Origin of the sequence: Tsukamurella paurometabola DSM 20162 (genome assembly GCF_000092225.1) — a bacterium.
Classification (GTDB): Bacteria; Actinomycetota; Actinomycetes; order Mycobacteriales; family Mycobacteriaceae; genus Tsukamurella; species Tsukamurella paurometabola.
Map to the genome: position 1 here is coordinate 3016753 of NC_014158.1, position 26322 is coordinate 3043074.

The window sequence follows — 26322 nt, forward strand, 5'->3', positions numbered from 1 at the left end:
AAGCATATCCGCTAGACGGCCGATGCCTCCTGGAGTACCGACGCAATTGTCTTGCAGGCGCCCAGAATCGGGCGAATTCGGTCATCGGGCGAACCGGACAGTCCACACACCGGGGTCACCGTCGCATCGGCCAGCGTGCGTCGCGGCAGCCCGATCTCGTCGTACAGCCGGATCGCGGTCCGGGCCAGCGATTCGGGATCGAGTCGCTGCGTCCCGGTGGCGGGTACGAGCCCGAGACCCACCACGGCGCTCGCCTCGGCGAGCATCCCGAAGCCCTCGTAATCGGCGACGGCGAGCCTTGTCGCGTCGAACAGCGCACCGTCGATCGGCACACGGCGCACCACGTCCCACTCGATCGGGCCGCACAGGTGCAGCAGCACCGGGACGTCGACGGCCTCACAGACCCGGCTCAGCAGCTCCGCCGCTTCGGGCGCCGGCACCCCGCGGATCGGGTCGAGACGGGTCAGTGCGGGGACGGTGCCCCGCACGACGGACGCCATCGACGGCTCATCGAGCTGCACCACCACCTCGGCGCCGAGTCGGCGGCGCACGTCCGAAACATGCTGGCGCAGGCCCTCGGCGAGGGATTCCGCGATATCGCGCAGGGCACCGCGGTCGCGGGGCACCCGATGTCCGTTGGGCAGCTCCAGACCCGCGGCCAGGGTGAGCGGGCCCGCCGCCTGGACTTTGACCAGGCCCCCGCCGCGGCGCCCGGCCACCTCGTACGCCTCCTCGAAGGAATCCAGATCACGCTGCAGATGGTCGCCGATGAGCCGGGCCACGTGCCCGTCCGGAACGCCGATGCGATAGCCGGTGGTCGAGATGTCGACGCCGATACCGGTCAGGAATCCCGCGGAGCGGCCGATCATATCGGCCCCGAGGCCTCGGTTCGGCAGCTCGGGCAGGTAGGGGACGGCCAGCTCCCCCACCACAGTGGCGGCGGCCTCGCGCGGGTCCGTGCCCGGGTGAGAGCCGATGCCGGTCGTAGTACCGGTCAACGGCGCGAGCGCCTCCGGCATCGTCAGACGTCCGCCGTGGCGTGTGCGGTCGAACGGATCGTGCCCGAGCCCACGACGAGATCGCCCCGGTCCTGGTCAGGTGCGTAGAGCACCGCCGCCTGGCCGGGAGCGACGCCGCGCAGTGGTTCGGCGAGGTCCATCACGATCCGGTCGCCCTCGGCGCGCGCCGTCACGGGCGCCAGGCCACCGTGCGCCCGGACCTGCACCATCGCCTCGATCGGTTGTGTGGGCACGCTACCCGAGGTCCACACGGCACCGTCGGCGACGATGCGGGTGACGTCGAGCTGTTCGCCCCGCCCCACCCGGACCTCGCCGGACGCGGCGTCGATCGCGGTCACATAGCGCGGCGCACCGTCGGGCCCCGGTCCGGGGAGCCCCAGCCCCTTGCGCTGGCCGATCGTGAATTCATGCACGCCGCCGTGCTCCCCCAGCCGCTCACCGGTCGCGGCATCGACCACCGCGCCCGGGCGCACCCCGATCCGGGCACCGAGGAATGCCTGGGTATCGCCCGACGGAATGAAGCAGATGTCGTGGCTGTCCGGTTTATCGGCGACGGCGAGGCCGCGCCGGGCGGCCTCCTCGCGGATCAGCGGCTTCGGCGTATCTCCGACGGGGAACATCGCGCGGGAAAGCTGCTCGGCGGTGAGCACCGCGAGCACGTAGGACTGGTCCTTATCGGGGTCCACGGCGCGACGCAGCTCGCCCCCCTGCAGCCGCGCGTAGTGGCCGGTCGCGACCGCGTCGAAGCCGAGTGCGTAGGCACGTTCGGCGAGCGCGGAGAACTTGATCTTCTCGTTGCACCGCAGGCACGGGTTCGGCGTCTCCCCGGCCGCGTACGCGGCGACGAAATCGTCGATCACATCCTCGCGGAACCGATCTGCGAAGTCCCACACGTAGAACGGGATACCGAGCACGTCGGCGGCGCGGCGGGCGTCGCCCGCGTCCTCCTTCGAGCAGCAGCCCCGTGAACCGGTCCGTAGGGTGCCGGGCGCCTCGGACAGCGCGAGGTGGACGCCGACCACGTCATGGCCGGCTTCGACGGCACGCGCCGCGGCCACCGCCGAATCGACACCGCCGCTCATCGCGGCGAGCACCCGCATCAGCGGGCCCCCGTCGATGCGAGACCGGCCGCACGCGCTCGCTCGACGACCTGACCGAGAGCATCGAGCACCGCATCCACATCGGCGTCGGTGGATTCCGGCCCGAAGGAGAAGCGCAGCGAGCCTCGTGCAGCCTCCGCGGGTGTGCCCATGGCCTCGAGTACGTGGCTGGGACGGGCAACCCCGGCACTGCACGCCGAGCCGTTCGCAGCCTCGATCCCCCGAGCGTCGAGAAGCATGAGCAGCGAATCGCCCTCGCAGCCGACGAACGAGACGTGGGCGATCCCGGGCAGCGCGGCCGCGCCAGTACCGGCGGCGCCGTTGACGACGGCCCCTTCGATACCTGCGACCCCGGCGATGAGCCGGTCCCGCAGCGCCGCGCGCCGGGCCGACTCCTCGTCTATCCGGGCGACGGCCACCGCGAGAGCGGCGGCCATCCCCGCCGCACCGGCGACGTTCGGGGTCCCCGAGCGCAGATCGCGCTCGTGGCCGCCGCCGTGAGCGAGCGGCACGCACGCCACGGTCCGGCCGATGAGCAGCGCGCCGACGCCCTGCGGGCCTCCGAACTTGTGCGCGGCCACGGTCAGAGCCGCGAGCCCGCTACCGTCGAAGTCGATGGGGACGTGACCGGCCGCCTGGGTGGCGTCCGAATGGAGAGGAACACCCGCGCGGGCGCACTCGGCGACGATCTCCGCGATCGGCTCGATGGTGCCGACCTCATTGTTCGCCCACATGACACTGACCAGCGCCACGGTGCCCGCCGCCTCGTCGAGCGCGGATCGCAGATCGGCCGGATCGACCCGGCCGAGGCCGTCGACCGGCAGCAACACCACGGTGGCGCCCTCATGCTCGCCGAGCCACTGCACAGCGTCGAGGACGGCGTGATGCTCGACGGCCGTGGTGATCACGGTGGTCAGCGCGGGATCCGCCTCCCGGCGGGCCCAGAAGATGCCCTTCACTGCCAGGTTCACCGATTCGGTCCCGCCGCCGGTGAAGACCACCTCGGACGGCCGGGCCCCGAGATCGCGGGCTATCGACTCCCGGGATTCCTCCAGGACCCGACGGGCACGGCGGCCCGATCCGTGCAACGATGCCGCATTACCCGGCCGTGCCGAGGCCTGCGCCATCGCGGCCAGTGCCTCGGGGACCATGGGGGTGTCCGCGGCGTGGTCGAGATAAATCGGGTTCTCGCGGTCAGGGCTCATCGCGTCCCAAGGATACGCCGCGGGCCCCGCCCGGAACGACTCGCGCGGACCCTCAGGCCGCGAGGGGCGCGCGGACGCGCTCGGCGGGCGCCGAGAGGAACTCACTGTCGGCGAACACCGCGGCCTCCGCGCGCGCCGCGAGGGCGCGACGGCCGGCGGCCGCCCACTCGAGCGCGGGAATGGTCTCGGTGGCGTGCACGCGCACCGCGACGCCGCGAGCACCCACTACACGGGCGAGCGTGTCGAGCTCGGTGTCGGCGCCCACGTAGGCTGCCACCGCACTCTGCCGAGCACCGCGCACCGGACCGCTCAATCGCATCGAATACCGCAGTGACACCGGGACCACGTCCACCCGCGCATCGATCGCGGCCTGGAAGAAGGCCGGCCGGAACTCACCGCGATGGGCGCCGCAGTACGTGGTGCCCTCGGGAAAGACGGCCACGGTGTTGCCGCGGCGCAATCGTGCGGCGACATCGGCGACCCGGGCGGGAAGCTCGTGCAGGCTTTCGCGCCGCAGCGGGATGGCTCCGAAGGCACGCATCAGGACCGCGACGGGACGCGCGTCGAAGATGTCGGCCTTGGCGACGAAGGCCGCCGGCGCGATCGAGGCGATCGCGACGATATCGAGCAGGGACTGGTGATTCGCCACGACCAGAGCCCGCAACGGCACATTGCCCACGGGCTCGACACGCACGCCGAGTGCGAACAGCATCGATCGGGCGCCGCCGCGGATCACGAGTCGACGGGCCCGGCTACCGAGCGGGTAGGCGAGCGCCAGTGTGAGGATCCCGACGATGACCACCGTGACGAAGGCGCACCATTTGACGGCACGCAACCAGCGGGGCGCTGTCCGCGGCTCATCGGCGGAACAGGCCGTGTCGCACGGGGACTGCTGCTGCCACGCGTGCCGGGGCAAGGTGCCGACGGGGATCACGGTCAGCCCACCGCCCCCGCAGCCTGCTGCAGTCGTTCCAGGTACCGCTCGTTGAATTCGGTGCGGTCGATGATCATGGGGAAGTCGGCCACGTCGAAGACCGGGTCGAAGCTCGGGGCGCCGAGGATCTTGGCGTTCATCCGCAGGTAGCCGGTGACCAGCGGCGGGAACGTGCGCCGAGAGGCCGGTTCCGCGGTGATCTCCTGCACGGCGTTACGGGGCGTCACCGTCCAGGGCGCGCGGTGTTTGGCATCGACCAGCTCGCGGACGGCCCGGACCGTCGCACCGCGCTCGTAGCCCTCGTACTGCATCGGCACGCTGACCGCGCCCACCGCGTAGCGGATGCCGCGCAGATCACTGTAGGCCAGCAGCCCTGCCCACATCAGGCACAGCACACCGCCGGTGCGGTGGTCGGCGTGCACACAGGCACGGCCCATCTCCAGCATGTGCGGACGAAGGTGGTCGAGCTCGCCGAGCTCGAACTCGGTGGCCAAGTACAGGCCTCCGGCGGCGATCGCACCGGGCGGCGGCAGGATGCGGTAACAGCCGACGATGCGGCCGGAGCGCTGATGCCGGATCACGAGATGATCGCAGTGCCGGTCGAACTCGTCGGCATCGCGGCCGTCGGTGACGGCCGCCATCGAGGCCTCGAATCCCGGTTCGGTCCCGAACACCTCGTAGCGCAGGCGTTGGACGGTGTCGATGTCCTCGGCCCGGGTGGTGAGCACGACCTCGTACTCGTCGCCGTGAATGAGCGTTTCGGATGCGGGGTGACGGTCGGTGACCAGGGTTCCCGGTGTACTCATGGGCCTCACGGTCCGCCCACTAGGCGACTCGCCGGTGAACCCCGCCTGAGCGCGTCGGTGAATCCTGTGAGAACGCGGGTGAATAGCGGGCTACAGCTTGGGGCGCGGCACGGTGGCGGGCATGGAGGCGAAGTACTCGGCGGCGTCGCCGAAGGACAGGGTTTCGATGCCTCCGCCGGGCGGCAGGTCGGGCTGAACGGGTTCGATCGTCCGCTCGGCGGCGAGCAACTCGGCGACGGTTCCGTAGGCGGCGACCGAGCGCAGTTGGGACCACGTGGGTGGGAGGAGGAAGCACTTCCCGTCGGACCAGTCCGCCAATGCCCCCGATGCGGTGCGCCAGTACGCTTCGTCGACCTCGCTGGTGCGATCGTCCGCCTCCTGGCCGTCGGGGAGCGCGGCGAGGAAGAAGCGCGTGTCGTAGCGACGCTTCTCGTTCTCCGGAGTGATCCAGTGTGCGAGCGGACGCAGCAGGTCGGCGCGAAGGACCAGGTTCTGCTCGCGCAGGAATTCGGCGAGGCCGAACTCGCGGGCCTCGAGCGCGGCGCGGGCCGGCGCCAGCGCGGTGGCATCAGAGGACGCCCCGTCGGGCTCGGAAGCGAGCAGGACGCCGCACTCCTCGAAGGTCTCGCGCACGGCTGCGCACACCAGCTGCCGGGCATTGCTCTCGACGGTTCCGAATCGTTCCGCCCACCAGGACGGTTCCGGCCCCTGCCAGGCGATGTCGATCTCGGCATCGCGCGGGTCGACGCCGCCCCCCGGGAACACCGTCATGCCGCCGGCGAAGGCCATCTGCTGCACGCGGCGCTGCAAGAAGACCTCGACCTCGTCGACACCGTCCCGCACCAGGACGACGGTGGCGGCCGCCTTCGGATGCGGCGGCGCGGTGGGGGTGTCGACGTTCGAGGACATTGCGTCACGGTATCCGAGGAGGCCGCTCAGGTGTCCGGTTTGGTTGGTCGTTACACGGTCGCTATCAGTCCTGTCGCGGTGCCCAGCTGTCGGCGCCGTCCATCGGTCCGACCTTGTAGTTCAGCCCGGCCTTCTCGCCCGTGCCGTCCGTCAGCTCACACGGGAACGTCTCACCGGGGGCGGCGGCCTTCATCCCGGTACCGCAGCTGATGGTCACTGGGACCTTCACCTGCTTCTGCACGTCCGGTTGCAGGGTCGGCCCCACCTTGGCCAGGTCGTAGAGCTTCTTCGTGGGCTTGTACGCGATGTTCATATCCTCGTCTTTGACCGTCACCTCAACGGGCACGGTCGCGGCCCCGATCTCGGCTTTGCACAGGAACGTCGAGCCGGGCTTCGGCCGCTTACCCGCCTGGTCGCACGCCACCGAATCGACCTTGACGCCGTCCGCCCCATACGCCTCGTTGAGGGACTTCGCGATTTCCGATTCCGCCTTCGAATAGTCGAGGGTGGTCCCGAGCAACGAACAGCTCGCGAGGAGCGGAACCGCAGTCAACACCATCACGCCAACGAATTTCGCCTTCATGAATATTAACCATAGCGGACACATTCGCCTCGCTCAGCACCGCCGGGCTCGGTCGCGCCGCCGTAGGTCGCACCCTGTTATCGCGTCACCACGAGGGCTTCGACTACCACAGACGTACCCGGTCCTTGGGTTCGAGCCACTCGCCGTCACCGGGCCGCACGCCGAAGGTGTCCGCGAACGTATCGACGTTCTTCACCACCTGGTTCGTCCTGAACTCCGGTGGTGCGTGCATCGCCGTCGCCAAGGACTCCCGGACCGCCTCGGGACGGGTCTTGTTCTGCCAGCTCCGCGCGTAGCTGAGAAACAGAGGCACCAGCGCAGCGTTCTCGGCCTGCGGGCCGGACGCGGACGGTGTCGCCGAGCCGCTCTGATCCGCGAACTCCGTTCCCGCGTCACGGTTCTTGACGGCGAGGCGGAAGGCTTCGACCGCGATGCCCAGGCCGCCGAGGTCAGCGAGATTCTCCCCCACAGTCATCGCGCCGTTGACCGTGCTCCCGGGCGCGGCTCCGATCGGCACCAGAGTGTTGTACTGCGCGATCAACGCCTTGGTGCGCTTGTCGAATTCGGCACGGTCGGCGGGAGCCCACCAGTCCTTGAGATTGCCGTCGCCGTCGTACTTCGATCCCGAATCGTCGAAGGCATGGCCGATCTCGTGACCTATCACGGCGCCGATCGCCCCGTAGTTCACGGCGGCCTGATTGTCGACGGAGAAGAACGGTGCCTGCAGGATGGCCGCGGGAAAGCAGATCTCGTTGCTGGTCGGGACGTAGGACGCATTCACCGACTGCGGCAGCATGTTCCACTTGGACCGGTCGACCGGTTTGGTCAGTTGGTCCAATGTCATCTGCTCGGTGTAGGCGATCACGGCTCGGGTGTTCTCGACCGCCGACGATGTCCCCACCTCCAACGTCGAATAGTCCTCCCACTTGTCCGGGTAGCCCAGTTTGGTGGTCATCTTGTCGAGCTTGGCGATTGCGGCGGTCCGCGTGGGCGGCGACATCCATTGCGAGCGTTCGAAAGCCGAGCGGTAGGCGGATTTGAGGTTCTCGACCAGCTTCTCGACCTGTCGTTTGGATTCGGCCGAGAAGTGCTTCTGCACGTACAGGCGCCCGAGCGCCTCGCCCAGCGTCGTATTGACCATCGTCACCCCCATCTTCCAGCGCTCCTCCTGCTTCTGGGCACCATCGAGGGTCCGCTCGTAGAACTCGAACCGGGCGTCTCCGAAGGCCTGCGGCAATACATCGGCATAGGTGGAGATGATCCCCATGCGGGCACAATCTTTCAGCGCCTCGATATCGGTCTTCGCCCAGATCGTGGCGGCGGCGGGCAGGAAGTCCGGCTGCATCACCACCACTTCTTTGGACGTCTCCGATGTCAGCCCTTGCAGATCACGCCAACGCAGCCAATCGAATCCGGGCGCGAGATCGGCGAGCTGCGTCCACTGGTACAGGTTGTAGGTGGCGTTGTCGTCGCGATACTTCTCCCGCTCCCACGTCGCCCGAGCCAGGTTGGTCTCCACGGCGATCACCCGATCGGCCGTACCCGCTGGGTCGGCGAAGCCCGCCAACTCCGCCGTCTTCCGCATGAACTCGCGGTACTTGTCCCGGACGTCCTGCATCTGCGCATCCAGGTAGTGCGCCTTCGACGGCAAGCCCCCCATCGTCGGGGTCAGGTGCACGAGATTGCGGGTGGAGTTCTTCCGGTCGGGGCTGACGGAGACCCCGACGACGCCCCAGCCACCGTCGGTACGCTGCTGCGCACCGACCACATCGAAGAGGGCTGCTCGATCGGCGGCGCCGTCGATCGCAGACAGCGTCGACCGCAGCGGTGCGGTACCCACCGCATCGATCTTGGCGGTGTCCATGAAAGTCCGGTAGGTGTCGCGGATCTTCGCCTCGTCACTGCCCGCCTTGGCATCGCGAATCGACTCGATGATCTCTCGGAGCTGTTTCTCGACCTGGTCGGTCAGCGTTTCCATCCCGCCCCCGCTCGGCTTCTCCGGAGGGATCTGGAAGGAGTCGTACCAGGCACCGTTGACGTGCCGGAAGAGGTCGTCCTGGACCCGGACCCCGGGCGCTGCGCCCGACATGTCCGGACCGGTGAGCGAACTGTACGGCCGGCGCGTCGTCGATGGCCCGCCGGGTGTACCCGTGCCGCCACACGCGGCGAGTACACCCGCGCCGGCGACGGTGCCCAAGCCGAGCAGGAATCGACGTCGGTCGACTCCACCCTTGGGGCGGCCCGTAGTGTCCCGTCGCCCGGTTCGAGAGTCGTCTTCCTGCATGTCCGCTACCTCGCTCCTTGTCGCCGACCGCGTTCGGTCGCCTGCATCGAGCCTCGTCGCCGCGTGTTCGCGATCGCAATCCTCCGGGCAGCCGCGGAGCGTCTCCGAGCGGATGCATCAGCCCCCGCCGATCGGTGGGGAGCAGACGCGAACGCGCCCCGTCCGGATGCCGGACGGGGCGCGTTTCGATCGAGCGTGTGTCAGCCCTTGTGAGCCTTGACCGCCTCGGTGAGCTGCGGAGCGACGTCGAACAGGTCGCCCACGATGCCGTAGTCGGCGATCTCGAAGATCGGTGCCTCTTCGTCCTTGTTGACGGCCACGATGGTCTTCGAGGTCTGCATGCCGGCGCGGTGCTGGATGGCGCCCGAGATACCCAGGGCGATGTACAGCTGCGGCGACACGGTCTTACCGGTCTGGCCGACCTGGAACTGGCCCGGGTAGTAGCCCGAGTCGACGGCGGCGCGCGAGGCACCCACGGCTGCGCCCAGGGCGTCGGCGAGCTCCTCGACCACCGAGAACTTCTCGGCCGAACCCACACCACGGCCACCCGAGACCACGATCGAAGCCTCGGTGAGCTCGGGGCGGCTGCCGCCGGTGATCGGGTGCTTGGCGGTGATCTTCACGGCGTTCTCGGCCTGAGCCGGGACCTCCGCGTCGACGACCTCGCCGGCACCGGCCTGGCCGTCGGCCTCGATGGCGCCGGGGCGCACCGAGTAGACAGGGACGTCGCCCCCGGCCTGAGCATCCACGGTGAACGCGCCACCGAAGATCGAGTGCACACCGGCACCGGCCGGCTTGACCTCGATGACATCGGCGAGCAGACCGGAACCGAGACGCGCGGCGAGGCGGCCCGACACCTCCTTGCCCTCGAACGTCGCGGCGGTGAGGACGGCGGCGGGGGCCACCGACTCGGCCAGCGAGGACAGCACGTCGACCTTGGGGGTGACGAGGTAGTTGTCGGCGTCGGCCGACTCCGCGCGGTAGATCTTCGCGGCGCCGGCGGCCTTGAGCTGATCGGCGATCGCGTCGGTGGTGCCGGGGGCGCCCACGACGACGGCGGCGGGCTCACCGAGCGCCTTCGCGGCGGTGATCAGCTCGGCCGTGACCTTCTTGATCTTGCCCTCAGCCTGCTCGACGAGAACGAGTACGTCTGCCATATCGGATTCTCTCCTTTGAGTGTGAGGGGGTCTTAGATGATCTTCTGGCCGATGAGGAACTGCGCGACCTTGCTGCCGCCGTCGCCCTCGTCGGTGACCTTCTCGCCCGCGGCCTTCGGCGGCTTCGGGGTGACACCCGAGACCTGGCTACCCGCGTTGGCGCCGCCCACCTCGTCGTTCTCCACGCCGATCTCGGCGAGGGTGAGCACGTTCACTTCCTTCTTCTTCGCGGCCATGATGCCCTTGAAGGAGGGGAAGCGGGGCTCGTTGATCTTCTCGTTGACCGAGACGATGGCGGGCAGCGAGGACTCGACCTCGAAGACACCCTCGTCGGTCTCGCGCTCGCCCTTGAGGGTCTGACCGTCGATGGTCAGGCTCCGCAGGTGGGTGAGCTGCGGGAGACCGAGGTACTCGGCCAGGATGGCCGGCACGGCGCCGACGCGGCCGTCGGTGGCTTCGTTACCGGCGATGACCAGCTCGACGCCCTCGATGGTGCCGAGCGCGCGGGCCAGGATCCATGCGGTCTGAATGGCGTCCGAGCCGTGAGCGGCGTCGTCCTGGATGTGGACGGCCTTGTCGGCACCCATCGACAGCGCCTTGCGGATCGCATCGGTGGCGCTGGCAGGCCCGAGGGACAGCACGGTCACCTCGCCGCCGTCGGCCTCCTTGATCTGGAGCGCCTGCTCCACGGCGCGCTCGTTGATCTCGTCGAGGACGGCGTCGGCCGACTCGCGATCGAGGGTGTAATCACCGTCGGTGAGCTTGCGCTCGGAGTAGGTGTCAGGGACCTGCTTGATCAGTACGACTACGTTCGTCATTGGTCTTCGTCGACCTCCTGGATCATCGGATACTCGTAGGGCACATTCTCACACTGCCGTCGGGGCCTGATGACCTCGCCCCCGGCAGGCTAAGCCACTCGAACTTAGCACCGCCTCACGACACTGTTTAACGCCAGAGTAAGTTACCGGGCAGTAACTGTCCATGTGGGCTGGCCCACCCGACGAAGCAGACTAGGCTCGACAGAATGTGTGACGCGCTGCCTTTGACCGGCGAGCGGACGGTTCCCGGTATCCCCGAGGAGAACTACTGGTTCCGCCGGCACGAGATCGCGTACCTGGCGATCGCAGACCGGTACGCCGGCCGGACCGTCTTCGAGGCGGGAAGCGGCGAGGGCTACGGCGCCGCCCTTCTGGCCGAGGAGGGCGCGACGGTGACCGCCCTCGACTATGACGAGTCGGCCGTCGCCCACGTGCGCTCGACCTACCCGAAGGTGACGATGCTGCACGGCAACCTCGCCGAGCTCCCGCTGGACGACGCCTCGGTGGATGCCGTGGTGAATTTCCAGGTGATCGAGCACCTGTGGGATCAGCCGCAGTTCCTCCGCGAAGTGGCCCGCGTGCTGCGCCCGGGAGGCGAGCTCGTGATCTCCACACCGAACCGCGTCACCTTCTCCCCCGGCCGCGACACCCCGCTCAACCCCTTCCACACCCGGGAACTGAACTCCGACGAGCTCACTGAGCTGCTCGAGGGCGCCGGACTCGAGGTCACCGAGAAGCTCGGCGTCTATCACGGCGCCCGCCTGGCCGAATTGGACCGGCACCACGGCGGCAGCTTCATCGACGCACAGATCGATCGGTCGCTGGCCGGTGAGCCCTGGCCCGAGGAGCTCTCCCGCGATGTGGCCGGCGTGGCCGCCACCGACTTCGACGTACGCCCCGACGCCCCCGACAGCCTCGACCTGTTCTTCTACGCACGGAAGTCCACACCGTGACCGGAAGCCCTCGCGAACCCGGGATGATCGCCGTCGTCCTGCATTCGCACCTGCCGTGGCTCGCGCACCACGGCGCGTGGCCGGTCGGCGAGGAGTGGCTCTACCAATCGTGGGCGGCGTCCTATCTCCGCGTCGCAGAGGTACTCGACCGGCTCGCCGACGAGGGCCGCACCGAGCAGCTGACCCTCGGGATCACCCCCGTGCTCGCCGCCCAGCTCGACGACCCCTACTGCCTCGAAGCCATGCACCACTACCTCGGCAACTGGCAGTTGCGGGCACACGAGGCGGCCCTGTCCGGCCGGCCCGCGAGCGCGGAACTCGGTGCACGCGAACACCGTAACGCCGCGCACGCGCTGCGTCTCTTCGAATCGCAGTGGCGGCACGGCGGGACCCCGGTGCTGCGCCGTCTCGCCGATGCGGGCACCGTCGAACTGCTCGGCGGACCGCTCGCGCACCCCTTCCAACCGCTCTTGCACCCGAGGCTCCGCGAGTTGTCGCTGCGCGAGGGCCTCGCGTACGGCAAGGCCCGTCTCGGTCAGGATCCGGCCGGCATCTGGGCTCCCGAGTGCGCGTACGCACCCGGCATGGAACACGGGTACCAGGCCGCGGGCGTCACCCACTTCATGGTCGACGGGCCCACCCTGGGGGGCGATACCGCGCTGGCTCGCCCGGTGGGCGATTCGACGGTGCTGGCCTTCGGCCGCGACCTTCCGGTGAGCTACCGCGTCTGGTCACCGAAATCCGGGTATCCCGGGCACGCCGCCTACCGCGACTTCTACGCGCACGATCACTCGACCGGCCTCAAGCCGAGCCGGGTGACGGGCAAGAACGTGCCCGAGCAGGAGAAGGCCCCGTACGACCCGCAGCGCGCCGACGCCGCGATCGACAAACACGTCGCCGACTTCGTGGAGACCGTGGTGCAGCGCCTCCGGTCCGAGAGCTCCCGGATCGGCCGCGACGCCCTGGTCGTGGCGGCTTTCGACACCGAGCTGTTCGGGCACTGGTGGTACGAGGGCCCGATCTGGCTGGAACGGGTGCTGCGCGCGCTGCCCGAGGCCGGTGTGCGAGTAGGCACGCTGCGCTCGGCCGCCGAAGCCGGGTACGTGGGTGCTCCGCGTGAGATCGCTGCCAGCTCCTGGGGATCCGGTAAGGACTGGCGGGTCTGGGAGGGCCCGCAGGTGCGCGAGTTCGTCGAGCTCAATGAGGAGATCACCACGACGACGCTGCGGGTGCTCGACAAGCGCGCCGGGCGGCAGCGCGACCGCGTCAGCGACCAGGTCCTGCAGGAGGCACTCATGTGCCTGCAATCCGATTGGCCGTTCATGGTCTCGAAGGACACCGCCGCCGCGTACGCCCGCGACCGCGCCTACAAGCATGCGCACGCCCTGCGCGAGATCGCCGACGCCGCCGAGCGCGGCGACGAGGCGCGCGCGGCGATGCTCGCCCGAAGCTGGCGCCAGGCCGACGATCCGTTCCCCGGCCTCGACGCCCGTCGTCTTCCGCCCGCACGGCTCGATCCCGTGGGAGGGTTCTGATGCGCGTTCTGCTCGTCTCCTGGGAGTACCCGCCCGTGGTGGTCGGCGGCCTCGGCCGGCATGTGCACCACCTCGCGCTGCAACTACGCGACCAGGGCCACGACGTGGTGGTCCTCTCACGTCAGCCCACCGGCACCGATCCGCGCAGCAACCCCACCTCCGATCAGCGGATCGACGGCATCCGCGTGATCATGGCCGCCGAGGACCCCTTGGCATTGGAATTCGGCACCGACATGATGCCGTGGGTGTTGTCGATGGGACATTCGATGCTGCGGGCGGGACTGCGGCTGGCCGGTTTCAACCCGACAGCCGGCGAAGACGTGGGCCATGGCGCCGGCACCGTCGGCCGCCCCTGGGTACCCGATGTGGTGCACGCCCACGACTGGCTGGCAGCGCACGCTGCGGTCGGTCTCGCGGAGGCCTTCGACGCTCCGCTGGTCGCGACGATCCACGCGACCGAGGCGGGCCGGCACAGCGGCTGGGTCTCGGGACCGGTGAACCGGCAGGTGCATTCGACCGAATGGTGGCTCGCGAACGAAGCGGATGCGGTGATCACCTGCTCGCGATCGATGTCGGACGAAGTGAACCGGCTCTTCGGCCCCGGCATCGCGCAACTGCACACCATCGCCAACGGCATCGACGTCGAGTTGTGGCCCTACCGGGACCGCGCCATCGTCAGCGCCCGGTCGGGGCCGCCCCGCCTGCTGTACGTTGGCCGGCTCGAATACGAGAAGGGCGTACAGGACCTCATCGCAGCGCTCGCCCGGGTGCGCCGCACCCATCCCGGCACCACCCTCACCATCGCCGGCGACGGTACCCAGGCGGAGTGGCTGCGCGGCGTCGCGCGGGAGCAGAAGGTGATGCGCGCGGTGGAGTTCACCGGGGCGCTCGATCACGACGAGCTGGTGGCACAGTTGCATTCGGCCGATGCCCTGGTGATCCCGTCGCGCTACGAGCCGTTCGGGATCGTCGCGCTGGAGGGGGCCGCCACCGGCATCCCGATCATCGCTACCACCGCCGGCGGACTGGCCGATTTCATCCGGGCCGGCGAGACCGGTGTCTCGGTGGATCCCGCCGACGTGGCCGGTCTCACCGCCGCGATCCGCGGGGTACTCGACGATCCGGTTTCCGCACATCGGTGGGCGGCGGCCGCCCGGTCCGAGGTGGAGGCGCTCACGTGGGAAGCCGTCGCCGGGGAGACCGCGCAGGTGTATCTCGCGGCGAAGCGCCGCCCACGCAATCCGCTGGGGCGAAGGGTGATCGACGAGCGCCCGCTGCCCGAACGGGATCCCACCAATCCGCTCTGATCCGGGGGAACCGATCGCCGCGCTGGTGCGTCTAATGCGTAGCAGAGCTTTCCCGGCGAAGGAGCGGCATGTCAGACGGAACACTCGGACAGATCATGGACGAAGCGCAGGCGGCGATCGCCGACCGGCCGAACATGGTCATGGACGGCAATCCCCATGAAGAGCTTGCACGCGCGCTTGAACGGCATGCGGAGAGGATCACTGAGGCCGCTAAGGGGCTGCGCGAAGTAGGTAGGATCAATTACCTCGGCCCTACTGTCGAGGGCGAGGCCGCCACTTACAACATCCGGCTTGGCGCCGTTGAGCACGAGCAATCTCTCCGCAGCACCTACCTGGCCCAGGCAACCGAAGCGCGCGCCCTTGCCGAGAGCATCCGAGCGACAGGACGGCGGATCCTGCGCACCGAGGGTGTCAGCGCGGACGAAATAGATCGCCTGATCCGCCAGTGACGCGTCGCCTCAATGCCCCGTTCGCTCTCACGGTCGCAACAATCGTCGCTATCGCTGGAACCGTCGGCTGCGCGACCGCGATCTCCGGGGAACCGACGTCCGCACTGTCATCCCCCCGCACCTCCCCCAAACCGCTGCCGTTCACTCCCACCATCAAGAACCGCACAAACGACCGCACCGACGGCACCACCTTTGAACCCTGCGCCGCCTACACCGATACAGAACTGCGCGCTCTAGACATCGACCCCGCCACCATCAGCGACGCCGCCCAGGTCGACGCAGCGAACTACCGCGGCTGCCGCTGGGATTCCATCGGCTACACCAAGGGGCGCGGCATCGAATACTCCCAAATCGTCGGCAATGAAGCGTCTCTCGACAGCTACAAGCAGAAGTACAAGGACCTTCCGTGGCAACCCGACCGCACCGTCGAGGGGCGCCCGCTGGCCGTGGCTACCGAGAGCGAATACTGCTTCGGCGTGTTCATGTCGGAATTCGCTGTGGTCGTCACGATTGCCGCACAACCGGTCGACCCATCGCCCGGGCGCACGGTCGAGTGCGAGAAGGCGATCGCCTTCGCCTCCCTCGCCATCACCAAAGCCCCCGCGTGACAACCACACCGAAGCGAGTGCATCGACGGATGACGGCGGACGCGTGATCAGCCCATGACGCGCCGACACCGGGGACTGCTCGCCACTACCGCCGCGACCGGCCTCGTAATCCTGGGGACCGCTGGCTGCGCGACCGCGATCTCCGGCGAGCCGACATCCGCGCTGTGGTCACCGCGAACATCCCCCAAGCCTCTGCCGTTCACCCCCACCATCAAGAACCGCACCAACGACCGCACCAACGGCACCACCTTCGAACCCTGCAGCGCCTACACCGATACAGAACTGCGCACCCTAGGCATCGACCCCGCCACCATCAGCGACGCCGCACAAGTGGACTCGGCCAACTACCGCGGCTGCCATTGGCAATCAATCGGCTATAGCACCGCCACCGGCAAGGGCATCCTCTACTCCCAAATCACCGGAGACGAGAAATCGCTCGACACCTACAAACGGAAGTACCGCATGCTGCCCTGGCAAACCGATCGCATAGTTAACAGGCGCTCAATCGCAGTCGCGACCGAGAACGACTACTGTCTCGCCGTCTTCGCCTCTGAAGCTGCGGTCGTTATTACCCGTGCCGGACAACCGGTCAACCCATCCCCCGGCCGCACCGTCGAATGCGAAAAGGCGATCGCCTTCGCCTCCCTCGCCATCACCAAAGCGCCCGAATGAATTCCACGCACCCGGTGTAGCGTGGTCGCCATGACCGTGCGCCCCGAAGACGTGCTCCCCGATGATCAGGATTCCGCCGATTTCGGCGGCCTCGCTTTACGCAAGGGCACCGTCGCCGCCTTCATCCGCAACGCTCAGCGGTACCTAGAGCTGCCGGACGAGTCCGCCGACGCGCTTGAACTGAAAGCCGCTCTCACCGAGGCCGTTCCGCAGTTGCGGGCGATCGGCGTGCTCGACGTGTTCACCCCGGTCTCGCCACGAATCAGGGCCATCGTCGACGCGTGCTGATCCGGCGCGAGCTACCCGGCGACATAGCGGCGATCGCCGCGGTGCATCGCAGCGCATTCGCAGCGTTGGCGCCACCCGATCATGAGACACCGGTCGAGGTGGGGCTCGTCGCGGCGTTGCGGGATTCGAGTGCGTGGATACCCGAGCTGTCGCTGGTCGCCGAGGCCGCAGGCACCGTCGTCGGGCATGTATGTCTTACCCGCGGCACCGTCGACGACCGTCCGGTTCTCGCGCTCGGCCCGCTGGGGGTGCGCACCGACGCGCAGTCCGGCGGAACAGGTTCGGCGCTGATGCATGCTCCCCTCAGTGCCGCCGATGCGCTCGGCGAGCCGCTCGTGGTGCTGCTCGGCCACGCGGGGTACTACCCGCGGTTCGGGTTCGTCGCGGCAGCCGACCTGGGCATCCGGCCGGATGTCGCCGACTGGGCCGGCGATTCCTTCCTAGCCCGCCCGCTCACCTCCTACACCGCGGACCTCACCGGTGAGTTCCGCTACCCACGGCCGTTCTACGAGCTCTGATCGGTCTCCTGCGGCAGGCCGCGGGCCTCGGCCTTCTTCCGCTCGATATCGGCCAAAGCGCGCTCCAGTTCGGCACGCTCGGCAACGTTCGCGTCCCACATCTCCTTGCGGTTCTTGATCACCTTCGCGGGCGAACCGACGGCGATCGAGTAGGGCGGGATCTCGCCGCGCACCACGGCGTGCGCTCCGAGCACACTGCCGTGCCCGATCAGCGTGTTACGGGTGACGGTGACCTTGGTGCCGACCCAGGTGTCGCCGCCGATCCGGACAGGGCCCTTGACGATGCCCTGATCCTTGATGGGGATGTGGATGTCGTCCATCTTGTGGTCGAAATCGCAGATGTAGCACCAGTCGGCGACCAGCGAGGCGGGCCCGAATTCGATGTCGAGATAGCAGTTGACCACGTTGTCGCGGCCGAAGACGGACTTGTCGCCGATCCGCAGCGAACCCTCATGGCACCGGATCTTGTTCGAGTCTCCGATGTGGACCCAGCGACCGATCTCCATCCGGCCGAGTCCCGGGGTCGCATGGATCTCGACGTTCTTTCCGAGGAACACCATGCCCTTGAGGATGATGTGCGGGTTGGCGATCCGGAACTTCGCGAGTCGCAGGTACCGCACCAGGTACCAGGGGGTATAGGCCTTGTTCTTCAGGACCCAGCGCAACGAGGCGAGGGTCAGGAATCGCGCCTGCGCATCGGCCGATCGCGCGTGCCGCCACCGCGTCCGATACGGGGCGTTCCACATGCTCGTCATAACGGACAAGCCTATCGGGCGGTGCGCCCCGGCGGTCCCGCACGGCCACCGCGATAGTCTGTGGGGCGATCAACGGTGCCACGGTCGGCGAGAAGGAGAGACATGCGGTTGGGTAGGCGCGCGCTCATGCTGGGCGCGACGGTGGCTGCCACCGCGGTCCTGGCGTCCTGCGCACCCGACAACACCTGGGTCTTCGCCGACGATTCGGCGGCCTGGCCTGGGATGTACGGCGACTCCCGCAACAACTCCTACACCGACCGTGCGGCCGCCGAGACCCTGGTTCCCGCCTGGAACCGACCCCTGCACGGCCCGAACCTCGCGCAGCCCGCGATCTCCAATCGTGGAGTGATCTCGGTGACCGCGCGGCCCGACACCGGGTGCACCACCTTCAGCCTGGAGCTGACCGTGGGCCGCAAGACCTACTGTCGCCGCGACGCACCCGGCGCCGACCTCCAGGCTCCCGTGGTCGACCAGTTCGAATACACCTATCTCGGCGTCCCGGGCTGGCTGTACACCTTCAATCCCGACAGTCAGGTGCGCTGGCGCTACCCCACGGCGGGCACACCTCTGTGGATCAAGTTGGCCGGCGACAACACCGTTCTCGCCATCACCCACCTGGGACAGATGGTGCTGGTGAATTCGCACGACGGTGACGCTGCGGGCGCCGCGATCGGCCTGGTGCCGAAGGTCTCCGCGAACGACAACGGCGCCGGAATCGAGGACTGCGCGACGAACGGCCCCGGTTGCCTGGTCACCGGGCCGCCCGCCGTGGACACCGCCTCGGAACGCGCCTTCGTGGTGGTGGCGCCCCCGGGCGCACCGTCGAAGGTGATGGCGGTCGACTACGGCAAGAAGGACGGCAGCTCGCGGCACGACCTGCGGTACGCCTGGGAGCGCAAGGACATCGCCGACGGCGTCATCGGCTCACCCGCGCTGTCCGCCGACCGCAAGACGCTGTACGTGAACCTGCGCTCGAAGAAGCTGGCGGCGCTCGACGCGGCGACCGGCGCCACGAAGTGGACCCACGACCTGGGCTACCAGACCTCGGTCCCCCCGTCGGTGTCCCCCGACGGCACGATCATTCCCGCGGCCCCTGGGCTGCAGCGCGGCTCCTTCGTCGCCCTCCAGGATCAGGGCGACAGTGTGCGTGAAGTGTTCAAACGCACCGACGTGGCGATGGTCTCGCCGGCCACCCAGATCCGCGGCGGTATCGGTTACGCCGTGACCCGGTCGTGGGCGGGGGTGCAGACACAGCTCATCGAGTTCCGCACCGACACCGGCACCACGCTGCGCACCTTCGACCTGCCCGACGGCATCAAATCCACGTCGGGCGTCTCGATCGGACCCGACGGCGAGCTCGTCACAGTCGGCAACGAGGGCGACGTGTACGCCTTCACCTCGGGTCGACGCACCGGCGACAGCGTCGCCAAGAACTGAGAGCGCTCGCGTTCTTCGTCGCCCTGAGCGGTTAAGCTGGGGCCATGGTCCGCCAGCCCCTCACCCCCGAACAGATAGCCGCGGGTCGGCGCCTGGGGGCGCGGCTGCGCGAGGCGCGGGGCGTTCGCAGGCTCGACGAGGTGGCCCGCGCCGCGGGCATCTCCCCGGAGACGCTGCGCAAGATCGAGACCGGGCGGATGGCCACGCCCGCGTTCGGCACCGTCGTCGCGCTGGCCGCGGTGCTCGGCCAGCCCCTGGACGGCCTGGCGGCCGAGTACCTGGACGCGGAGCGGTTCAGCCCCACCGGATAGTGCGTGGTATTTTAATACCATGATGGAGCTCAAAACCCCCGGCGAGATCGAGAAGATGCGCACCACCGGCGCGTTCATCGCGCAACTGCTGGAGGAGCTCACCACCATGGCCGAGCCCGGTATGAACCTCATGGAGTTGGAGTACCGGGCGCGGAAGATGATCGACGATCGCGGTGCCCAGTCCTGCTACTGGGACTACGCACCCTCGTTCGGCCGTGGTCCGTTCCGCAATGTCACGTGCCTCTCGGTGAACGACGCTTGCCTGCACGGACTTCCGCACGAATACGTCTTCGAAGACGGAGACCTGCTCACCGTCGACATCGCCGTCTCGATCGACGGCTGGGTGGCCGATGCCGCGCGCAGCGTGAGTGTGGGCACCCCGCGGCCCGAGGACACCCGGCTCATCCAGGCCACACGGGACGCGCTCGATGCGGCGATCGACCACATGCGCCCGGGCACCAGACTGGGCACCGTCTCCGCCTCGATCGGCGAGGTCGCGAAGAAGTACGGCTACCCGGTGAACACCCAGTTCGGCGGACACGGCCTGGGCCGAACGATGCACGAGGACCCGCACGTACCGAACACCGGCAAAGCGCGCAAGGGCCTGCTCCTCCAGACGGGCACCACGCTCGCACTGGAGCCGTGGTTCTGCGCCACCACCGACAAGATCACGTTCGACCCGGACGGCTGGACATTGCGTTCCGCCGACGGCTCACGTGCGGCGCACAGCGAGCACACCGTCGCGATCACGGAAGACGGTCCGCGCATCCTCACCGCACCCGCCTGACCGCGATCGCCTTCCGGGCGGCGAACGACTGGACCTCATCGACCAGGAACAGAAGCGTTCTCACTCCTCGGCAGTGCGAGCCCCCACCGAGCGCTGAGCACCGATCAGCACTCTCGCGGCCTGCCGCGCACCGTCGGCCACGCCGTCCGGGCCGAGAATGGCCGCCGTTGCGAGCGCCCCTTCGGTGAGCAAGCCGACCTGCACGGCGACGGTCGGCGGTAGCCCGGCGTCGGCGACCAGGGCGTTGACCTCGTCCTGATAGCAGGACTTGTTGTGCTGTGCCGCCTGCGCGACGGTGGGTGACGTAGCACCGAGTTCGCCGTAGCTGTTGATGAACGAGCAACCGCGGAAGTCGTTCTCGGCGAACATCTCGTCGAGCCAGTCGAAGACTGCGAGCACCTTATCTTCCGGAGTGTCTGCGCGGTCGACGTACTTGTGCAGGCCGTCTGTCCAGCGGCGGTCCCGAATCGCCAGCACCTCGGCAACGAGCAGATCCTTCGACGGGAACAGCTTGTAGATCGCCTTGAGCGAGACACCCGCGGCGGCACGGATCTCGTCCATCCCCACGGCCTGGATCCCCTTGCCGTAGAACAACCTCTCCGCGGCGTCCAGCACGGCTGTCCGCTGCTGTTCAGCATCCATTGTTCTTCTATCCCTTGCGCGAGAACGATCGTTCCCCTACTGTAACAGGCAGCGTTGAGAACGAACGTTCTCCGCACCGACGACACAGGAGGAACATCATGAGCGTCACCCTCGAGCCCGCCGCCCGCGCCTTCTCCGAGGCCACCGCCAACCCGCCGTACCTGTTCGATCTTGGCCCCGTCGAGGGCCGCAAGACCGTCGATGACGTGCAGTCCGGCGAGGGTGTCACCTTCCCCGAGGTCGATGAGGAGTGGATCACCGTGTCCGGCGGCCCCACCGGCGAGGTCCGCACCCGTATCGTCCGGCCGAAGGGTGCGACCGGCGTGCTGCCGGTGATCTTCTTCATTCACGGCGCGGGCTGGGTGTTCGGCAATGCCCACACCCACGATCGCCTCGTCCGCGAGCTCGTCGTGGGAACCGGCGCGGCAGCGGTCTTCCCCGAGTACGACCTCTCCCCCGAGGCGCGGTACCCGATCGCGATCGAGCAGAACTACACCGTGGCGCAGTGGGTCGTGAAGTCGGGCGCCGAGAAGAACCTCGACGGCGCTCGTATTGCCGTGGCCGGCGATTCGGTGGGTGGCGATATGTCCGCAGTGCTCGCGTTGCAGGCCAAAGCCCGCGGCGATGTGAAGCTGGCGGCGCAGGTCCTGCTGTACCCCGTGGTCGATGCGAACTTCGACACCGAGTCGTATCGGGAGTTCGCCGAGGGGTACTTCCTGCGCCGCGACGCCATGCAGTGGTTCTGGGATCAGTACACGACCGACGAGGCGCAGCGCGCCGAGATCTTCGCATCGCCTCTGAACGCGACGGTCGAGCAGCTCACCGACCTGCCGCCGGCCACCATCATCACTGCCGAGGCCGATGTACTGCGCGACGGCGGTGAGGCCTACGCCGCCAAACTCCGCGAGGCCGGCAACGAGGTGACCGCCGTGCGGATCGGCGGCGTGATCCACGACTTCATGATGCTCAACGCCCTGCGGGAGACCCGCGGGGCGCAGGCGGGGATCGATCTGGCGGTGCTCGCCCTGCGCCGCGCGCTCGGCGTCTAGCGGTCAGCGCCGAAACACCGGCGCCAGCCGGTGCAGCGCCTCCTCGATCTCGGAGGTCGCCCCGGCGAAGCTGAGCCGGATGGTGCGATCACCCCGGGCCGTGTCGAAATCCAGGCCCGGGGTGATCGCCACCCCGGTCTCGTCGAGCACCGCGGCGCACCAGGCGAGCGAATCGTCGGTCAGGTGCCCGATATCGGCGTACGCGTAGAAGGCACCATCGGGCGGCGCCAGCTCGGTGACGCCGAGCTCCGCCAGCCCGGCCAGCACGATCTCCCGGTTCCGTGCGTACCCCGCCACATGACCGTCCAGTTCGGCGCGGGCCTCATCGGAGAACGCAGCGATCGCCGCATGCTGGCTGATCGCCGGCGGGCAGATGGTCATGTTCGCGGTGAGCCGCTCGACGGGCCGGCGCAGGTACTCGGGCAGCAGCATCCAACCGAGGCGCCATCCGGTCATCGCGAAATACTTCGACACCGAACCCATCACCACCTGCTCACGGGAGAACTCCCAGGCGCACGCGGTGGTCCGACCGTAGCTCACGCCGTGGTAAATCTCGTCGGAGATGAGCAGCGTGCCGTGCGCCTCGCACCAGCGCGCCAGATCGGCCAGTTCCGACGGTGCCAGAATCGTTCCGGTGGGGTTCGCCGGGCTCGCCACGATGAGCCCCTTCGGCGGTGTTTCGAGTGCCTCCAACATCGCCACGGTGGGCTGGTACCGGGTTTCCGCACCGCAGTCGAGCTCGATCACGGTGCAGCCCAGGGCCTTCAGCGTGTCCCGGTAGGCGGGATACCCGGGCCGGGCCATGACGACGGTGTCGCCCCGATCGAACGCGGCGAGGAACACCAGCGTGAACGCACCCGACGATCCGGTGGTCACCGCGACCGCCTCGGGCGACACGTCCAGGCCGTAGGTGCGAGCGTAGTGCGCGGCGATGGTCTCGCGCAGCGGTGCGATGCCCAACGATTCGGTGTACCCGAGCGGTCCAGCATCCAGCGCGGCATGCGCGGCCGCGAGCACCGGCTTCGGTGCACCGGCGCTGGGCTGTCCCGCCGCCAGCGAGATCACGTCGCCGTGGGTCTCGCGACGCCGCGCCGCTGCGGCCAGCACGTCCATGACGTGGAACATCTCGACATCGGACCGGCGTGACTCCTGCATGCGGTCCATCGTTTCATGGGCTTTCCGCCGCACCGGGAACCATGACCCCCTAGATTTCACGCGTGGGCTTCCGCACGTTGGTTCGCGCGCCGTAGCGTCCGAACGTATGACCACGCACGGCACCATCGGACGCCGCTCCGCCCTGGCCGGCCTACTCGCGGCGGGCGCGGGAGCCGCACTCGCGGGCTGCGGCAGCGCACAGAATCCTGCCCCCCGCGGATCTTTCGGCCCCCTATCCCGTGGACGGCCGCACTCCGCTGACCGCGGGCCCCGGCAAGAAGTGGGACATCGAGGGGAACGCACAGCGGTTCACCGGTAACACCTTCGTCAGCCCCATCCCGCAGAACTCCGCGTTCTTCCGCGCGGAGAACCAGGCGCAGCGGCTGGTGCGCGAATCCCGGTTCCGTGATCACTTCGCTCTGCTTCCGCACAACAGCATGCACATGACGGTGTTCGAGGGCGTCAACCAGAGCCAGCTCGGCACCCCCGACTGGCCGGCGTGGTTGGCGGGCAAAGAGATGCAGGCCGCACATGTCGCAGTGCTGGACGCGGTGACGCGGGCGAACATCGTCGCGCCGCGGCCGATCACGATGCGTGTCGATGGACTGGTTCAGCCGCTGTCGAAGGGATTCGGCGTGAAACTGGTGAGCGTCGACGCCGCCACCGAGACCGCGCTGCGGGACTTCCGGCGCCGCATGCAGGACCTGCTGCAGATGGCTTCGAAGGGGTTCGACACGTACACCTTCCACTCCACGCTGGGCTACCGGCTGGTGGAGCAGGCGGCCGAGGAGAACGACGCATCGCAGACCTTGCAGAAGCAGGTCCTGGACCTGTTCACCGGCGACGCCGCGACCGTCACCGTCGATCCGGTGGCGATGAACATCTTCGACGATATGCTCGCCTTCCCGCAGCTCCGGGTGCTCTAGCGCGTCGGACGGGTCAGGAAGGCCACCACTTCGCGGCCGATCCGGGTGATCACCACCGTGATCGGCCGAGTGCCCTGGAGTTTGAGCTTCCTCCGCAGCACGTCGGGGTCGACTCCAGCGCCGCGGGTGAGGATCTCGACGGCACCCACATCACGGGCACGGAGCTCGGCACGGAGCGACTTCTCGGTGAATTTCAGCGAGTCGAGGATCTCGAATCCCCGCTCACCGTCGGGCACCACATCGCCGGTGAGGTAGGCGATGTGCGGATCGATCTGCCACAGATCGTGCTTCGCCGCGTAGTGCCGCACCAGTCCCGCGCGGATCACGGCACCGTCGGGTTCGATGAGGAACCGCCCCGGCTCCCCCGGATCCACATCGTGCGGATCGTTGGAGAACACCTCGAATCCGCCGCCGTCGCGCAGCACCGACGCGCGCGTCAGGCCGGGGACCGCGACCGGGCCCGACCACAGGCACGCCTCGCGGACCCCGCCGTCGAGGGAGACGATCTCGACCTCCCCGTCGAATCCCTTGCGGCGCAGCCCCTCGTAGTCGATCCCCGGCGCGGTCTTGACCGCCAACGACCTTCCCGCATAGGTGGCCCGCAACTCCGACAACGCGGGCGACATCTGCTCCGGATCCACGATCCGGCGCCCGCCCGCGCGCCGCGCGGGATCGGCGATCACCACATCGGCGGTCGACGTGGGTGCGAGCGCATCGGCCATGAAGACCAGCGCGCGCGGCACGTTGTGCGCCGCCATCCGGGCGCGCAGCGGATCCAGATCACTGCCCACCACCCGCGGGCACACCTGCACCAGCGCCTGGAGCTCGGCGCCGATGGAGCAGGTCACGTCATGCACCGACAACCACGCCAGGCGCCGCGCACGGTGCTCGGCGACCGCCGAGGGCGTTGCCTGCTGTACCGCCTCGTCGGTGAGCAGCCAACCATCGACATCGCGCAACTTGGCTGCGGCCCGGCGCCGGGCCCGGACCTGTTCGATCACGGCGGGAGCGTGCTCGCCCGCGATCGCGCGAACCGTCGCCACATCACCGATCAGCGACGCATCCGAGAGAACCAGGCGATCGGCGGCCGCGAGCGCTGCGCCACCCTCCGGCGTGCGCAGGAAGTCGAGGCCCGCCCTATCCACCTACTCGGGCTTGGTACCGGTGATCGCCAGGTTGTAGAAGAACTTGCGCGGCACCACACGGCGCAGCACGTTCTCGTCGAGCGCCGACAGCTTCTTCCAACCGCCGAATGCGAACCCGGCCCACCCGAAGCCCAACTTCTCGGGCGGTACGGCCGCCTCGAAGGTGCGCACCGGCCAGCCCAGGAAAGCTGCGGTGAACTCGTCGGTGGTGGCCTCCACGTTCACCGCGCCGGCGCGGGCGGCCATGGCCTCCATCTCGTCCGGATCGAAGGTGTGGATGTCGACCACCGCTTCGAGCGCCGCGGCGCGCGAGGATTCGTCGAGCTCCGCCTGCGGACGACGCCAGTCGGCCAGGAAGGGCAGTTTGGTGAGATTGGTGGTGGCCGCCCAGGTGAGCCGCCCCAGCCACCGCGCGTAGAAATCGCCGATGGTGGTCGGCTCTCCCGCGAACACGAACCGGCCACCGGGTTTGAGTACCCGAAGCACCTCGCGCAGCGACTGCTCCACATCCGGAATGTGGTGCAGCACGGCATGACCCACCACCAGGTCGAACGTATCGTCCTCGTACGGGATGGTCTCCGCATCGGCGACGCGGCCGTCCACCTGGTGGCCGAGGGCCTCGCCGTTGCGGAGCGCCACCTTCACCATGCCGGGCGAGAGGTCGGTCACCGAACCGGTCTCGGCGACACCGGCCGACAGGAGGTTCAGCAGGAAGAAGCCGGTGCCGCAGCCCAGCTCCAGGGCGCGACCGTAGGGCTTCTCGTTCTCGCCGCCGGTGGCTGCCTCGAACCGGTCGCGGGCGTAGTCGATGCACCGCTCGTCGAAGCTGATGTGCCACTTCTCGTCGTAGGTCTCCGCCTCCCAGTCGTGGTAGAGCACCTGGGCGAGCTTCGTATCAGAGAATGCGGCTTGAACCTCGTCCGCCGTGGCGTGCGGGTTCGGGGCCGGCTGCTGGTCGGTCATCTGAGCC

The 26322-nt window shown here is 68.6% G+C and carries 28 protein-coding genes; 13 read left to right on the plus strand and 15 right to left on the minus strand.

What is annotated here, in order from left to right; all coding sequences use genetic code 11:
* Window positions 1-11: 11 nt before the first annotated feature.
* The 10 genes from TPAU_RS14560 to TPAU_RS14605 all read right to left on the minus strand — a co-directional run bounded on the left by TPAU_RS14560 (window position 12) and on the right by TPAU_RS14605 (window position 10815).
* Window positions 12-998, minus strand: coding sequence for a uroporphyrinogen decarboxylase/cobalamine-independent methonine synthase family protein (locus tag TPAU_RS14560; RefSeq protein WP_160160269.1), 987 nt, complete (start codon window positions 996-998; stop codon window positions 12-14).
* 23 nt (window positions 999-1021) lie between these two features.
* Window positions 1022-2119, minus strand: a complete 1098-nt coding sequence (mnmA, locus tag TPAU_RS14565) for a tRNA 2-thiouridine(34) synthase MnmA (RefSeq protein ID WP_013127520.1) — start codon at window positions 2117-2119, stop codon at window positions 1022-1024.
* Window positions 2119-3324: a cysteine desulfurase family protein gene (locus TPAU_RS14570; RefSeq protein ID WP_013127521.1), complete on the minus strand. Its 1206-nt coding sequence runs from the start codon at window positions 3322-3324 to the stop codon at window positions 2119-2121. The genes mnmA and TPAU_RS14570 overlap by 1 nt, the downstream gene beginning before the upstream one ends.
* Window positions 3325-3376: 52 nt before the next feature.
* Window positions 3377-4258 carry a lysophospholipid acyltransferase family protein gene (locus TPAU_RS14575; RefSeq protein ID WP_013127522.1) on the minus strand — a complete coding sequence of 294 codons (882 nt, stop codon included), beginning with the start codon at window positions 4256-4258 and terminating at the stop codon, window positions 3377-3379.
* A 2-nt stretch (window positions 4259-4260) separates the two neighbouring features.
* Window positions 4261-5064 carry a GNAT family N-acetyltransferase gene (locus tag TPAU_RS14580; RefSeq protein ID WP_013127523.1) on the minus strand — a complete coding sequence of 268 codons (804 nt, stop codon included), beginning with the start codon at window positions 5062-5064 and terminating at the stop codon, window positions 4261-4263.
* A 90-nt stretch (window positions 5065-5154) separates the two neighbouring features.
* On the minus strand, window positions 5155-5973 hold the full coding sequence (locus TPAU_RS14585) for an NUDIX hydrolase (protein ID WP_013127524.1): 819 nt from the start codon (window positions 5971-5973) through the stop codon (window positions 5155-5157).
* Window positions 5974-6037: 64 nt separating this feature from the next.
* A complete protein-coding gene (locus tag TPAU_RS14590) occupies window positions 6038-6556 on the minus strand; it encodes a DUF4333 domain-containing protein (protein ID WP_049825855.1) in 519 nt (172 codons plus the stop codon).
* Between the two features lie 103 nt (window positions 6557-6659).
* Window positions 6660-8840, minus strand: coding sequence for a M13 family metallopeptidase (locus TPAU_RS14595; RefSeq protein ID WP_013127526.1), 2181 nt, complete (start codon window positions 8838-8840; stop codon window positions 6660-6662).
* A gap of 200 nt (window positions 8841-9040) precedes the next feature.
* The gene (locus tag TPAU_RS14600) at window positions 9041-9997 is read right to left on the minus strand and encodes an electron transfer flavoprotein subunit alpha/FixB family protein (protein ID WP_013127527.1); all 957 of its coding nucleotides are present in this window, start codon (window positions 9995-9997) and stop codon (window positions 9041-9043) included.
* A gap of 32 nt (window positions 9998-10029) precedes the next feature.
* Window positions 10030-10815: an electron transfer flavoprotein subunit beta/FixA family protein gene (locus tag TPAU_RS14605; RefSeq protein ID WP_013127528.1), complete on the minus strand. Its 786-nt coding sequence runs from the start codon at window positions 10813-10815 to the stop codon at window positions 10030-10032.
* A 206-nt stretch (window positions 10816-11021) separates the two neighbouring features.
* Here TPAU_RS14605 and TPAU_RS14610 point away from each other — a divergent pair, with 206 nt between their 5' ends.
* The 8 genes from TPAU_RS14610 to TPAU_RS14645 all read left to right on the plus strand — a co-directional run bounded on the left by TPAU_RS14610 (window position 11022) and on the right by TPAU_RS14645 (window position 17145).
* Window positions 11022-11768, plus strand: coding sequence for a class I SAM-dependent methyltransferase (locus tag TPAU_RS14610; protein WP_013127529.1), 747 nt, complete (start codon window positions 11022-11024; stop codon window positions 11766-11768).
* Between the two features lie 23 nt (window positions 11769-11791).
* Window positions 11792-13303, plus strand: coding sequence for a 1,4-alpha-glucan branching protein domain-containing protein (locus TPAU_RS14615; RefSeq protein WP_041944450.1), 1512 nt, complete (start codon window positions 11792-11794; stop codon window positions 13301-13303).
* A complete protein-coding gene (locus TPAU_RS14620) occupies window positions 13303-14610 on the plus strand; it encodes a glycosyltransferase family 4 protein (RefSeq protein WP_013127531.1) in 1308 nt (435 codons plus the stop codon). The genes TPAU_RS14615 and TPAU_RS14620 overlap by 1 nt, the downstream gene beginning before the upstream one ends.
* 68 nt (window positions 14611-14678) lie before the next feature.
* Window positions 14679-15059, plus strand: coding sequence for a hypothetical protein (locus tag TPAU_RS14625; RefSeq protein WP_013127532.1), 381 nt, complete (start codon window positions 14679-14681; stop codon window positions 15057-15059).
* Window positions 15056-15667 carry a DUF3558 domain-containing protein gene (locus TPAU_RS14630; RefSeq protein ID WP_013127533.1) on the plus strand — a complete coding sequence of 204 codons (612 nt, stop codon included), beginning with the start codon at window positions 15056-15058 and terminating at the stop codon, window positions 15665-15667. The genes TPAU_RS14625 and TPAU_RS14630 overlap by 4 nt, the downstream gene beginning before the upstream one ends.
* Before the next feature lie 54 nt (window positions 15668-15721).
* Window positions 15722-16339, plus strand: a complete 618-nt coding sequence (locus TPAU_RS14635; protein ID WP_013127534.1) for a DUF3558 domain-containing protein — start codon at window positions 15722-15724, stop codon at window positions 16337-16339.
* 30 nt (window positions 16340-16369) lie between these two features.
* Window positions 16370-16627 carry a hypothetical protein gene (locus TPAU_RS14640; RefSeq protein ID WP_013127535.1) on the plus strand — a complete coding sequence of 86 codons (258 nt, stop codon included), beginning with the start codon at window positions 16370-16372 and terminating at the stop codon, window positions 16625-16627.
* Complete coding sequence (locus TPAU_RS14645; RefSeq protein ID WP_013127536.1) at window positions 16621-17145, plus strand: GNAT family N-acetyltransferase; 525 nt, start codon at window positions 16621-16623, stop codon at window positions 17143-17145. Before TPAU_RS14640 ends, TPAU_RS14645 begins: the two co-directional genes overlap by 7 nt.
* On the opposite strand, the gene TPAU_RS14650 is transcribed toward TPAU_RS14645, so the two are convergent.
* On the minus strand, window positions 17133-17900 hold the full coding sequence (locus TPAU_RS14650) for an acyltransferase (protein WP_013127537.1): 768 nt from the start codon (window positions 17898-17900) through the stop codon (window positions 17133-17135). The genes TPAU_RS14645 and TPAU_RS14650 overlap by 13 nt on opposite strands.
* A gap of 102 nt (window positions 17901-18002) precedes the next feature.
* Between TPAU_RS14650 and TPAU_RS14655 the strand changes: the two genes are divergently transcribed.
* Genes TPAU_RS14655 through map form a run of 3 tightly spaced genes read left to right on the plus strand, consistent with a single transcriptional unit; the run spans window position 18003 to window position 20435 of the window.
* Window positions 18003-19337 carry an outer membrane protein assembly factor BamB family protein gene (locus TPAU_RS14655; RefSeq protein WP_013127538.1) on the plus strand — a complete coding sequence of 445 codons (1335 nt, stop codon included), beginning with the start codon at window positions 18003-18005 and terminating at the stop codon, window positions 19335-19337.
* A 44-nt stretch (window positions 19338-19381) separates the two neighbouring features.
* A complete protein-coding gene (locus TPAU_RS14660) occupies window positions 19382-19648 on the plus strand; it encodes a helix-turn-helix domain-containing protein (protein ID WP_013127539.1) in 267 nt (88 codons plus the stop codon).
* A gap of 19 nt (window positions 19649-19667) precedes the next feature.
* Window positions 19668-20435, plus strand: coding sequence for a type I methionyl aminopeptidase (gene map / locus TPAU_RS14665; RefSeq protein WP_013127540.1), 768 nt, complete (start codon window positions 19668-19670; stop codon window positions 20433-20435).
* Between the two features lie 60 nt (window positions 20436-20495).
* On the opposite strand, the gene TPAU_RS14670 is transcribed toward map, so the two are convergent.
* Window positions 20496-21077 (minus strand): TetR/AcrR family transcriptional regulator, encoded by a 582-nt coding sequence (locus tag TPAU_RS14670; protein WP_013127541.1) that lies wholly within the window; start codon window positions 21075-21077, stop codon window positions 20496-20498.
* Window positions 21078-21175: 98 nt separating this feature from the next.
* Here TPAU_RS14670 and TPAU_RS14675 point away from each other — a divergent pair, with 98 nt between their 5' ends.
* On the plus strand, window positions 21176-22126 hold the full coding sequence (locus TPAU_RS14675) for an alpha/beta hydrolase (protein ID WP_013127542.1): 951 nt from the start codon (window positions 21176-21178) through the stop codon (window positions 22124-22126).
* 3 nt (window positions 22127-22129) lie between these two features.
* On the opposite strand, the gene TPAU_RS14680 is transcribed toward TPAU_RS14675, so the two are convergent.
* Complete coding sequence (locus TPAU_RS14680) at window positions 22130-23290, minus strand: pyridoxal phosphate-dependent aminotransferase (protein WP_013127543.1); 1161 nt, start codon at window positions 23288-23290, stop codon at window positions 22130-22132.
* 230 nt (window positions 23291-23520) lie between these two features.
* Here TPAU_RS14680 and TPAU_RS14685 point away from each other — a divergent pair, with 230 nt between their 5' ends.
* Window positions 23521-24207 carry a DUF1868 domain-containing protein gene (locus tag TPAU_RS14685; protein ID WP_013127544.1) on the plus strand — a complete coding sequence of 229 codons (687 nt, stop codon included), beginning with the start codon at window positions 23521-23523 and terminating at the stop codon, window positions 24205-24207.
* On the opposite strand, the gene TPAU_RS14690 is transcribed toward TPAU_RS14685, so the two are convergent.
* Together TPAU_RS14690 and TPAU_RS14695 are read right to left on the minus strand one after the other, a co-directional pair.
* Window positions 24204-25352, minus strand: coding sequence for a THUMP-like domain-containing protein (locus TPAU_RS14690; protein WP_013127545.1), 1149 nt, complete (start codon window positions 25350-25352; stop codon window positions 24204-24206). The two genes, TPAU_RS14685 and TPAU_RS14690, sit on opposite strands and share 4 nt — an antisense overlap.
* Window positions 25353-26315, minus strand: a complete 963-nt coding sequence (locus tag TPAU_RS14695) for a class I SAM-dependent methyltransferase (protein ID WP_013127546.1) — start codon at window positions 26313-26315, stop codon at window positions 25353-25355.
* Window positions 26316-26322 lie beyond the last annotated feature (7 nt).